General features: G+C 34.7%; 8 protein-coding genes and 1 other annotated feature. Of the genes, 7 read left to right on the top strand and 1 reads right to left on the bottom strand.

Annotation, left to right across the window (positions count from 1 at the left end):
• Positions 1 to 2: 2 nt before the first annotated feature.
• The 7 genes from malQ (at position 3) to CKV65_RS00155 (ending at position 9803) form a co-directional block, all read left to right on the top strand.
• Positions 3 to 3425 (top strand): 4-alpha-glucanotransferase, encoded by a 3423-nt coding sequence (gene malQ / locus CKV65_RS00125; RefSeq protein ID WP_027889524.1) that lies wholly within the window; start codon positions 3 to 5, stop codon positions 3423 to 3425.
• Positions 3426 to 3560: 135 nt separating this feature from the next.
• Positions 3561 to 5090, top strand: a complete 1530-nt coding sequence (locus tag CKV65_RS00130) for an LPS-assembly protein LptD (RefSeq protein ID WP_027889525.1) — start codon at positions 3561 to 3563, stop codon at positions 5088 to 5090.
• 16 nt (positions 5091 to 5106) lie between these two features.
• Positions 5107 to 6096 (top strand): bifunctional heptose 7-phosphate kinase/heptose 1-phosphate adenyltransferase, encoded by a 990-nt coding sequence (locus tag CKV65_RS00135; RefSeq protein WP_081654838.1) that lies wholly within the window; start codon positions 5107 to 5109, stop codon positions 6094 to 6096.
• A 15-nt stretch (positions 6097 to 6111) separates the two neighbouring features.
• A complete protein-coding gene (gene rfaE2 / locus CKV65_RS00140) occupies positions 6112 to 6585 on the top strand; it encodes a D-glycero-beta-D-manno-heptose 1-phosphate adenylyltransferase (protein WP_027889527.1) in 474 nt (157 codons plus the stop codon).
• Between the two features lie 97 nt (positions 6586 to 6682).
• Positions 6683 to 6919, top strand: a binding site (T-box leader).
• A 50-nt stretch (positions 6920 to 6969) separates the two neighbouring features.
• Positions 6970 to 7983 carry a 3-deoxy-7-phosphoheptulonate synthase gene (gene aroF / locus CKV65_RS00145; protein ID WP_027889528.1) on the top strand — a complete coding sequence of 338 codons (1014 nt, stop codon included), beginning with the start codon at positions 6970 to 6972 and terminating at the stop codon, positions 7981 to 7983.
• On the top strand, positions 7980 to 8870 hold the full coding sequence (locus tag CKV65_RS00150) for a prephenate dehydrogenase (protein ID WP_027889529.1): 891 nt from the start codon (positions 7980 to 7982) through the stop codon (positions 8868 to 8870). Before aroF ends, CKV65_RS00150 begins: the two co-directional genes overlap by 4 nt.
• A gap of 15 nt (positions 8871 to 8885) precedes the next feature.
• The gene (locus CKV65_RS00155) at positions 8886 to 9803 is read left to right on the top strand and encodes a DMT family transporter (protein ID WP_027889530.1); all 918 of its coding nucleotides are present in this window, start codon (positions 8886 to 8888) and stop codon (positions 9801 to 9803) included.
• Between the two features lie 29 nt (positions 9804 to 9832).
• On the opposite strand, the gene lacZ is transcribed toward CKV65_RS00155, so the two are convergent.
• A complete protein-coding gene (gene lacZ / locus CKV65_RS00160; RefSeq protein ID WP_027889531.1) occupies positions 9833 to 12835 on the bottom strand; it encodes a beta-galactosidase, LacZ type in 3003 nt (1000 codons plus the stop codon).
• Positions 12836 to 13004: the final 169 nt, after the last annotated feature.

The following is a 13004-nucleotide window of genomic DNA, read 5'->3' on the forward strand; positions in this document are numbered from 1 at the left end:
AAATGATATTGCATAATTCACAAAGTCCGTATTATAGAAGTCCAAGAGGTGCAGTGCCGACAGATACAACAGTGAGGTTGGCACTTGATATTACGGATGAAAAATTAAAAGTTGAATCGGTAAAATTATATACATGGCAAGAATCTTTAGGTGCTACATATAAAAAGATGATGCCATCAGCATGGGATGAAAACCATTATATTATAGATTTACAAATGCCAGAAGAAGGCTGTCTTGTATGGTATTATTTTGTGATTAGACTAGAAGATGAAAGTCTTATTTATTATGGAAATAGTTCAGGACAAATGGGTGGCATCGGTAAAGCTCAAAAAGATGTACCTACAGCATATCAGATAACTGTATTTAAAGCTGATGCTAAAACGCCTGATTGGTTTAAAAAATCTGTAATGTATCAAATTTTCCCTGATAGATTTTATCGTAGTGGCAATGAATTACCGCAAAAACCGTATGCAGTATTTCATTGTGATTGGAATGACCCGCCGATGTATTATGTAGACCCAGATACACGTCGCGTTATCGCATATGATTTCTTTGGTGGTAATTTTAAAGGTATTGAAGAAAAATTGGATTATTTAAAGGACTTGGGTATATCTGTAATCTATCTTAATCCAATTTTTTTGTCGCGCTCTAATCATCACTACGATACAGCAAATTATTTTCAAACTGACCCTATGCTTGGAACGAATGAAGATTTTGAGCATCTTTGCCAGGTAGCAGAACAAAAGGGCATAAAGATTATTTTAGATGGTGTATTCAGTCATACAGGCAGTGATAGTATTTATTTCAATCGTTTTGGCAATTATCCTAGTGTTGGAGCATATCAATCGAAAGACTCGCCGTACTATGAATGGTATGATTTTAAAGAGTATCCAGATAAATACGATTGTTGGTGGGGGTTTGACAGCATGCCAAATGTCAAAGAAACAACTCCATCATATATGGATTACATCATTAATGATGAAAATAGCGTTATCAATTATTGGATGAAAAAAGGCATCAGTGGCTGGCGCTTAGATGTCATTGATGAATTGCCACGCCAATTTTCGCGCGCTTTTTATAAAAAGATGAAAAGCATAGATAAAGATGCTGTATTGATTGGTGAAATTTGGGAAGATGCTTCTAATAAAGTTTCTTATAATGTATCGCGTGAATATCTATGTGGTTATGAAGTAGATAGTGCTATGAATTATCCACTGCGCAATATAATGCTTGATTTTTTGTTAAATAAAAATGATGCTAAGATAACGCAGCAGCGCATTGCTAATCAACAAGAAAATTATCCAGCTGAAAATCTATATGCTATGATGAATTTATTGGGAAGTCATGATGTAGAACGTGTTTTGACTTTATTGGGAGAAGCACCTTCTATAGAAAATGTGCCAACCACGGTACAGGCTGATTTCAGATTAGATGATGAACATTTGCGCTTAGCAATTTTCCGTTTAAAAATAGCTATTTGTTGGCAAATGACTTTGCCAGGTGTTCCTTCTATTTATTATGGTGATGAAATTGGCATGCAAGGTTATCGTGACCCGCATAATAGAGCATCATATAATTGGGATAATGGTGATTGGAACTTAAGATATTTTGTAAAACGCATGATTGCATTGCGTAATAATAGAGCTGTTTTGCAGACAGGGTGGTATGTGCCTGCTTATGCTGATGGTGATGTATTAGCATATTTTAGAACGACTAAACTAGGAAAAGACCGTTTTGGCAATGATATGGATGATGATTGTGTATTAGTTGTTTTAAATCGCAATAATGTAAAATCAGCTACAATAACAGTTGATATGCATGGTTTTTGTCAAAATAAAATACACGAAATAACTGGTATGTATCCTGATGTAGAAATCATAGATAATAAGGCGCAAATCACTATAGAACCATTAAAAGCTTTAATTTTTGAACAAGTGAAGATAACTGAGCCATACACTAGACAAGCTGGCATTATTTTACATCCAACTAGCTTACCATCTGCATATGGTATTGGTGATTTAGGAAAAACGGCATATGATTTTGTCGATTGGTTAGCTAAAGCTGGTCAATCCATTTGGCAAGTATTGCCACTTAATCCTGTTGGATATGGTGCTTCACCGTACCAATCACCATCAGCGTTTGCGGGAAATATAATGCTTATTTCACCTGAAGAATTAGTTAAAATGGGACTTTTAACAGAAGACGATATAAAACTTGATTATGAAGCTGATGAAGATAGAGTCGATTTTGTTAAAGTAGAAGCATATAAAAATAAAATTTTGCATAAAGCATTTGTTAATTTTGTAGCAGATGAGGATTACAGCGTTTTCTGTGCTAAACAGGAAAGCTGGTTAGATGATTATGCTTTATTCATGGCACTTAAAAAACATTTTAAAGGTGAAAATTGGACAAAATGGGATACACCGATACGCCGTCGCCAACCACAGGCGTTGCAAGCTAGTCGTATTGCATTAGCGCATGATATAGCATATATTAAATTTACTCAATATATATTCTTTATGCAGTGGCAGAAATTGCATGAATACGCTAAAGAAAAGGGCATAAAAATTATTGGCGATGTGCCTATTTTTCCTTCACATGATAGTGCAGATGTTTGGACAAACCAAGACCAATTTAATTTAAATCCAGATGGAACATTAAAAACTGCTGCTGGAGTACCACCAGATTATTTCAGTGAAGATGGACAGCTTTGGGGCAATCCGCATTATTTATGGAAAGTAATGGAACGAGATAGTTATGCTTGGTGGCGTAAACGTATTGCTACATTATTAGAATTAGTAGATATTATTCGCATTGACCATTTCCGTGGATTTGAAGCGTATTGGGAAGTTCCAGGTGATGCTAAAAATGCACGCATTGGCAAATGGGTAAAAGGTCCAGGTCGTGATTTATTTGACACGATTAAAAAATATTTGGGCAATGTGCCGATTATCGCTGAAGATTTAGGTATAATTACACCAGAAGTAGAAAAATTAAAAACGGATTGTGGTTTCCCTGGTATGAAGGTTTTACAATTTGAATTGTATCCAAATGCACAGAAGGAACTAAATTTCACTTGTCCACAAAATTCTATCGTATATACGGGAACACATGATAATAATACGACATTAGGTTGGCTTGAAACAGATATAGCTCCGCAAGATAAAGCACTTTTGGCGGAATTTTTAAATGTTTCGATTGATGAAAATGAAGTATTGTTAAATAAATTGATTGAATTAGCGTACTTTAGTCAAGCAAGGCTTGCTGTACTTCCTATGCAGGATGTATTAGGTTTAGATGGAAATGCACGTATGAATTTGCCAGGTACAGTTGGAAAAAATTGGGGCTGGAGAATGCATGATGATGCTTTGACGGATAAAAAAGCAAAATGGCTTAAAGCATTGACGCAAAAATATCATAGATAATATACGTTAAAAGAAAATAACCTGACTTTAAAAAGGGTCAGGTTATTTTCATATTAGATTAAAGCTTATCATATTGAAAGTAGCATGATATAATGTTTTAGTAATTATGTTTAAAAAAGATAGGTGAAATTTTTTATGAAAATAGAAAGTAAAATATTATTGGCATTGTCTTTTAGTGCAATTTCGTTATGTACATATCAAGGACAAGTTTTTGCTAGTGATACTGATGTTGAGATTTTAAATTTTGTAGAAGACCAACGAAAAGAACAAAGAGAAGAAGCTAAAAATACAGAGATAAAAGATTTTAAAGAAGAACTAGATGCAGAATATGCTCGAGATGGTATTGTAATTAATGACTCAGAAAAAGCACCTATTATATTTGAAGGTAAGGATATCATGTATAATTCTGTTACTGGAGATGTATATGGTAAGGGTGATGTAAAAATCACACAAAATTATTCACGTATGACAACAGAAGATGCGCAGGGAAATTTAAATTCTGGTGATGTTAAAATTCCGCAAAAAGCGCATATGATGCAAGTTGCAAATCCAACTTTAAATATAAATAGTGAAAAAACACAGTATAACTATAATGAAAAAACTGGTGTAATGGAAGGCTTAAAAGGTCGTATAGATAATAGATACGTTTCAGGTGAACAAGTGGAATTTTATCCTGATTATTATGTAATCTATAATGGTACTATGACACGTTGCCCTGCTAAAAAGCCAGATTATTATTTGAGTGCTGATAAAATAGAAATTTATCCAGATGACCATATGGTAGCATATAATGCTAAATTTTATATAAAAGGACAAGTTGTTTATCAGACAAAGGAATATAGGACAAAAATAGGTGCTAATAGCGATGGTAAAGAAGATTGGATGCCATTTAGAATTAGATGGAATGATGATGATGGTTTAACGATTGGTTATAATTACAATCAAGAAATTGTTGATAATGTAAATGCTTATGCTAATTTAAAATATACGACAAAACACGATATGCGTAATGTATATGGTGTTGGTTGGAGCAATGCAGGAAGTAGCTTTAATATCGAAAGTGGTAAATATGAAGATGATGATGATATTTGGTTAAAGAAAGAAATTGCCTATATTTATAATTATGGACAGCGTATAGGTGATACACCACTTCGTTTTAATTTGAGAAATGAATACGGTTTATGGGAAGAATATGGCAAAAAAAGTTGGCATCGTGAACATAATTTGTCTTTATACCATGACCCAATTAGACTTGATGAAAATGGTAAAGTGAGATTATTCCCAAGTATCGGTTATAAATTAGTTCATGAAGATTATGATGACTCTAATTATAACAGCTTGTATTATGATGTTACTTTGCTCAGTGAATTTAATGATAGATTAGCTGGTTATTTAGGATACCATTATTCACGTGTAAGTCAGGAAAATACATTATTTGATTATGGCTTAAATGATTATTCTAAAAAAGTATCAGCTGGTTTTAGTTATACTATTGATGATAAAAACCGTATAGTAGTAGCAACAGGTTATGATGCTTCAGATAGTCTTAGAATACGTGATTTAGATTATTATTGGTATCATGATTGGCATTGTGTAGAAACTGAATTGAAGTATGAACAGAAAAAAGATAAATGGAGTTTGCACTTTAACTTCCTTAATTTCTAATTAAAGGGGTGATTTAATGAAGCCGGATTTGATTGATTTTGTTGATAAATTCAAAGGTAAACGCATTTTGATTATCGGTGATATGATTGCTGATATATATTTAGAGGGTGATATATCACGTATTTCACGTGAAGCACCTGTGCTTGTGCTTATTGAAAAAGAAGAAAAGACTGTACCAGGGGGAGCTGCTAATGTTGTAAATAATGTGGCTACACTTGGCGGTAAAGCTTTTGCTGTAGGTATTTTAGGAAAAGATAGAGGTGCTTTAAATTTAAAGCATACTTTAGAAGAAAATGGCGTGAATACAGATGGTATGTTTTGCGACCAAACGCGCAAGACTATCACAAAAACACGTGTAATTGCAGGGGGAAGAGCTACTGTAAGTCAGCAAGTAGTGCGCATTGATAGGGAATGTAATACACCGATATCTTCTGCATATGAAAAAGAAGTATTAAAATATATAGAAATGATTATGCCTCAAATTCAAGGGGTAGTTATGAGTGATTATGGTAGTGGTACTATCACCCCTAATATTAAAGAGCTTATTTTAAAATTAAGTAAAGAATATGATATTCCTTCAATAGTTGATTCGCGTTATGCAATATTTGATTTTGTAGGAACAGATTATGTGAAACAAAATGATGCGGAATTATCAAATGCTGTTGGTTATAAAATCGATAGTGAAGAAAAACTTTATGAAGCAGCGCAGGATTTTTTAATTAAAATGCAAGCAAAAGGTATTTTAATCACGCGTGGTGAAAAAGGCATGACTTTATTTGAAAAAAATGGAGATGTGCATAATATACCTGTATCCGATAAATCAGAAGTATTTGATGTATCAGGTGCTGGCGATACTTGTGTTGCGACTTTTATCACAGCACTAGCAGCAGGTGCTTTGCCATCGCAAGCTGCAGAAATATCTAATTTTGCTTCTGGTATTGCTGTGCGTAAAATGGGAACAGCAACCGTTTCTGATGAAGAATTAATAAATGTGCTAAAAAAATAAAATGGGGTATTTTTAGTGATTGTTGATGTAAATGATATAGAAAAATTTTGTGAAATACTGCATCATAGTGGCAAAAGTATTGCACTTACAAATGGTTCATTTGATTTAGTTCATTCAGGTCATGTAAATTATCTAAATGAAGCAAAAAAAATGGCTGATTATCTTATTGTAGGGGTAAACAGTGATAAATCTGTAAAACAGTATAAATCGGATAAAAGACCGATAATACCGCAAAATCAACGAGCTTTTTTAATCGATAATTTAAAATCTGTTGATTATGTAGTGATATTTGAAGAAACAACAGCAGATAAGTTAATAGAAAAAGTTAAGCCAGATTTTTATATAAAAGGTGGCGACTATACAGAAGAAACGTTGCCAGAAACGGCTACTGTGAAAAAATTTGGCGGAAAAATTAAATTTATAAAGATGACAGAAGGTTGTTCTACGACAAATATCATAAATAAAATTTTAGATATATATGCAAAATAAGTAGAATAACAACTTTACAAGTGTACAGTTGTTTATAGATTTTTTGAATTAATGGTCTTGACAAATGAAAAATTAGTCGTTATAGTATTAGACAAAGATAAATGCAATGAAGAGGAAAAGTACGATTGTGAATTTTCCAGAGAACTGTGGGTTGGTGCGACACAGGATTGAAGCAGTCGGAAATACACCTATGAGCAACAGGCTGAAATGATATAGAGTAGGTCGTGTCGGTTGCCTCCGTTATCATGGGCTAGGGTATGATAGTACCCAAATAAAGTGGCTTGCTAATAGCAAGAAGGGTGGTACCACGGGTTAATAACAGCTCGTCCCTGTTTAGGGACGGGCTTTTTTGTATTTAAATTTAAAATTAGGAGGAATAATATTATGATTATTGTTATGAAACCAGAAGCTACAGTAGAAGATTTAAATGCTGTAAAAGATAAAATTAAAAATTCAGGACTTGATTACCATTTATCACAGGGTTCATCTAGAGTTATTGTCGGTGTAATAGGTGATAAAAAGAAAATTGCTACATTACAGATGAATTCTTTTTCCGGTGTAGAAAAAACTGTATCGATTACAGAAAAATATAAATTAGTTAGTCGTGAATTTAAAAAAGAAGATAGCGTAATTGATATTGATGGTGTGAAAATAGGTGGTGGCCATTTTGCTGTAATGGCAGGCCCTTGCTCTGTTGAAAGTCGTGAACAATTATTAGAAGCTGCTAAAGCTGTTAAAGCATGCGGTGCACAATTTTTACGTGGCGGTGCTTTTAAACCTCGTACATCTCCATATGATTTCCAGGGACTTGGCGTAGAAGGTTTAAAAATGATGCGTTCAGTAGCTGATGAAGTTGGTCTTAAAGTTGTCACAGAAATCGTTAATATCAATGATTTAGACACTATTTGCCAATATGCGGATATGTTGCAAATCGGTGCGCGCAATATGCAGAATTTCCAATTATTGAAAGATGTTGGTTTTACAAAAAAACCTGTACTTTTAAAACGTGGTCTTAGTGCAACTATCAGTGAATGGCTCAATGCAGCTGAATACATCGCTAGTGGTGGCAATTACAATATTGTATTGTGTGAACGCGGTATTAGAACGTATGAAACATTCACACGCAATACACTTGACTTAAGCGCTGTAGCTGCTGTAAAAGAATTATCTCATTTGCCAATTATCGTAGACCCAAGCCATGGAACAGGTCGCTGGCAGATGGTTCGTCCAATGGCTCGTGCAGCAGTGGCAGCAGGTGCAGATGGCCTCATGATTGAAGTTCATCCACATCCAGAAGTAGCACTCAGCGATGGTGACCAATCTTTAAAACCAGATAATTTTAAAATTGTAATGGATGAAGTTAATCAGATTTTGAAATTGATGGGGAAAACATTATGAGTAAATTACATTTAGCTATATTAGGCGTTGGTCTTATAGGCGGCGCCTTTGGTATGGCACTTAAAAATAAATTGGGTGATGATATTTTCATCACAGGTAATACGCGAACTCAAAAATCAATAGATAATGCTGAACGATTAGGCGCTATTGATAAAGGTTATTTAGACCCGATTGAATGTGTAAAAGGTGCAGACATCATTTATTTAAGTACACCTGTATTACAGATAGTACCTTTAGTAGAAAAGATTTTACCTCATTTGAAAAAAGGTGCAATTTTAACAGATGCCGGCAGCACAAAATCATATATCGCTCGTCAAATAATGAATATGCTTCCAGAAAATATTTATTATGTAGCGGGACATCCGATGACAGGTAGAGAAAAAAGTGGTGTTACAGCGGCGAATAAAGATTTATTTAAAAACAAATGCTATGTAATTGTCAAGGATACGAAAGCACCTGCTGAAGTTTTGCAGAAAGTCGTAGATTTAATAAAACTTACAGAAGCGAATATCACGACGCTTACACTGGAAGAACACGATAGATGTGCTTCTATCATCAGTCATATACCGCATATTGTAGCGGCAGGACTTGTCAATTTATTGGACAAAAATCCAAATGATTTAGAAGCTTGTATAACACTTGCCGGTGGCGGTTTTAAAGATACAACGCGCATAGCTTCATCTAATGCTGATATGTGGGCTGATGTATGTATCTCTAATGCTGAACCGATAATCGAACATTTATCACAGCTTCAAGCGATTTTTAGTAATATGATTACAGCTATTGCCAAGAAAGATAGACAAACTATTCATGATTACTTTGTTGAATCAAAAACTCGTCGTGATATGATTTTAGAAGAAACAAAAGATAAATATGATTTGATTTAGTTTGGATTGTGGATTATGTATAACAAATATTATATATTTTTGGTGATGTCCTGTATTTTATGGGGCTTTCAACCTGTTACGATAAAATTTGTTACATTAGAAATGGACATATTGACTGTAATTCCCATTAGATATTTATTTTTGACTATAACGATATTTATTTTAATGAAGATTACAGGTGAAAAAGAATTTTTGCCAAAAAAATCATGTGTTTTGAGTTTAATGGCAATGGGATTTTTCGGTGTAACCGTAAGTAATGGCGTGCAATTTACAGGGCTTAGTTATTCTACAGTTGGCAATATGACGATTATAAGTACGACAGCTCCGATAATAACAGCAGTATTAGCTCGAATAGTACTTAAAGAACGGCTTAATTTATTGCAAGTATGCGGTATTATAATTTCATTTTGTGGAACATTGTATTTACTCAGTAAGGGAACGATGGATACTTTTATCAATATGTCTTTTAATCGAGGCGATATATATTTTTTCATCGGTGAAGTAGCTTGGGTAGTTTATATATTATTTAGTATCCCTGTATTGAAAAAAATGTCAGTGCTCTCAGTTACGGCTTGGCCTGGTTTATTTGGTGCTATATTTACGGCAATTTATGCACATTTTGTTGTAGGTTTAAATGTCGTATTATTATCACCATTAGCACTTTGCTCGTTTATGTATATAGTTTGGGGTGGCGGTGTATCTGCCATGATGCTTTGGAATTTAGGCACAAAATTTGTCGGAGCAAGTCATGCGGCAATATTTTTAAATTTAATGCCAGTTGTCGGTGTGATATCAGCATATTTCACATTAGGTGAAATGATAACTGTGCAAGAAGTAGTAAGTGCTCTAATAATTATTTCAGGCGTATATATAACGACACATGCTAATCAATTAATGGAAAAATTTAATTTAAAGATACAAAAAAACGGCTAAGAAAATCTTAGCCGTTTTTGTTTTAATGATTAAATACCTTTAAATTCAAAGGAGAATTGTTTTGTTTCGTTTTTAGTGATGTATTCATCAAGAGTTGGAGAACCCCAAGAATCATCGCCACCTACACCATACATGCCAGCGGAAGCTCTTACAATAGTATGATGTGGTCTTGGAAGGTCATAGTGATGACGTGCATTTTCGATTTCATGTGGAGTGTAGGAAAGAGCAGATGCTTCGATAGGTGTTGTAGCGGAAATTTTAATACCGCGACCGCGTCTATCAGTTACTTCCATCCAGCGAATGCCACAGTGGTTGCCACATTCTTGTGGTAATAAATATGGCTGCATTTCTTTAGCTGTAGTAGAAGTGAAGATACCGAGTTTTGCTCCTTCTTTGCGGTCGATGTAGTTATCGCATGGACCTAAACCATAATATTTAATTTGGTCATAATCAACAGGAATAGTGAAGAGAATGCCAAAATCAGGAATATTAGGTAAGCCTTCTACTTTATCATAGCTCATGTCAACTTTTACAGTGCCATCGCCAGTTACAGTGTAGTTTACAACTACATAAGCTGTAGGTTTTGTTGCAAGTTCATATGTGAATTTGAAAGTTGCGCTTTGAGTGCCGTTTTCAATGATTTCCATATCTGTGCATTTATTGTAAAGGCTAGCGAGTTTCCACTGTGCTGTATCAAATTGCATACCGCAACCATAGTCGTTGTCGATAGGTGCACGCCAGAAGTTTAAGCGAGGTAATTCTTCAATCATTTCTACACCGTTGTATTTATATGATGTCAAAGTACCTTTATCAGAGGAGAACATAACTTCAAAGCCTTCGCCTTTAACGCCTGTGCTTACATCGCCTTTAGTGAGGGTGATAGGAGGAAGTGTAGCAGGTTTTTCATCTGCTGCGCAAGTAAATACGTATTGACCAAATGCGATTTCATGGCCATAACCTGCCCAAATAGTATCTGCTTTTAATTTTAAAGAAGCTGTTACAGTGTATTCGCCTGGGCCGAATTTTGGTAATTCGATAGCGATTTCACCTGTTTGTCCAGCTTGAATATCAGCAGTTGTTTTTGTTGTATAAACTTCTTTACCGTCTTTAGCGAGTGCGATTACTAAATCATATTCATTTGTATTAGTGAATAAAGATTTGTTTACGATTTTAACAGTTGTTTCGCTAGGAGTTAAAACGAAGTTTTGATAATTGAATTTAACTTCTTGTAATTTAGTTGTTGGGCTGTGGTCAGCAAATACGATACCGTTACCACTGAAGTTGTAATCGGAAGGTCTATCGCCGAAATCGCCACCGTAGTACATAACTTCATTGCCATAGAGGTCTCTGCCCCAAATTGCTTGGTCAGCGAAGTCCCAAATGAAACCGCCCTGATATAATGGGTCTTCATCAGTTAAATCAGTGTATTTATGCATGCCACCATTACTGTTACCCATGGAGTGAGTGTATTCACAGCAAATGAATGGTTTATCGCGATGTTCGCTGAGGAATTTTTTAATATCAGCAACTCTAGTGTACATCTGGCTTTCCATATCGCTAGTGCCATTGTATTTTCTGTTCCAGAAAATGCTTTCATAGTGAACGAGGCGAGAAGGGTCTGTTTGGCGGAAGTATTCGGACATATCAAAGATGTTTTTGCCACCGTAAGATTCATTACCGCAAGACCAGATGATTATGCTTGCATGGTTTTTATCGCGTTCGAGCATGGATTTTGCTCTGTCGATAATGATATCATGCCAAGCTGGATTATCGTTTGGTACAGTGTTTGCATCTTCACGCACTTTACCTTTTACCATCCAGCTACCATGTGTTTCCATATTTGTTTCATCGATTACATATAAACCGTAGATATCACAGAGTTCATATAATTTGCTATTGTTTGGATAGTGAGAAGTACGAACAGCATTGATATTATTTTGTTTTATGATTTCAAGGTCATGTGCGATTTTTTCTGTTGGAATAGCACGACCGAAATAGCAGTCAAATTCATGACGGTTTACACCTTTGAAAACAATGCGTTTGCCATTGATTTTCATGATATTGCCGTCCATTTTGAATTCACGGAAACCAATATTTTGAGGAATGATTTCCATGATATTGCCATCAGTATCAGTTACAGTGAAAATAGCTTTGTAGAGGTTTGGATGTTCAGCACTCCAAAGTTTAATATCTGTAAAGTCTGCTGTGAAAGTGCTAGTGGCACCAGTGATATTTTCTTGAACTGTATCTAAAATAACATTGCCTTCATTGTCAGTTAATTTTACAGCTAAGTTTTTAGCATCTTCGTTATTCCATTTAAAATCAATAGTTAATTTGCCATCTTTGTAATCGTTTACCGGAACAGCATGGATAAATAAGTCATCGATATGAAGCTGTGGTTTTGTAAATAAGTATACATCACGATAAATACCGGAGAAACGCCAGAAGTCTTGGTCTTCTACCCAGCTACCGGAGCTAAAACGATAAACTTGTACAGCAATTTTATTTTCACCATCTACTAAATATGGAGTGAGGTCGAATTCTGAAGGAGTGCAGCTGTCTTCACTGTAGCCTACGAATTTGCCGTTGAGCCATAATGCCATAGCGGAGTCTACGCCTTGAAAGGAGATGAATACATCTTTCCAATTTTCTGGAGCTGTGAAATATTTTACATAAGAAGCTGTAGGGTTGAAATTTTGAGGTATTTCACTTTCATTAACTTTTTCATGGCCGTCCCAAGGATAAGGAGTATTTGTATAATGAGGTTTGCCGTAACCTTCCATTTGAATATGAGCTGGTACGCGAATTGTATCCCAGTTTTTGCAATTATAGTCAGTCTGTTCAAAGCCTTCAATACGAGATGTAAGATTTTTGGCATAGGAGAAATACCATAAGCCGTTCAAAGATTTTCTCATGCTCATTTCATTATTATTCATTTCGCATTCATTAGCAAAATACTGATGGTCGCTATGTGCTGGCATACGGTTGTCAGCAAAATAAGCTGGATTAGCTAATTTGTTTAAATCAAACATTAAAAAACCTCCTAAATAAATAAATATTTTTAATTATATATAAATTATACATTGAAAAAGCAGGATTGTGTATAAGATTTTACTACATATTAAAGAAAAAAATATAGGATTTTGAACTAAATAGTTTGGACGATATAGTCTTTAAAATTGGGAATAGAGCGTTTTATTA

Origin of the sequence: Megamonas hypermegale (assembly GCF_900187035.1) — a bacterium.
GTDB classification, from domain to species: domain Bacteria; phylum Bacillota; class Negativicutes; order Selenomonadales; family Selenomonadaceae; genus Megamonas; species Megamonas hypermegale.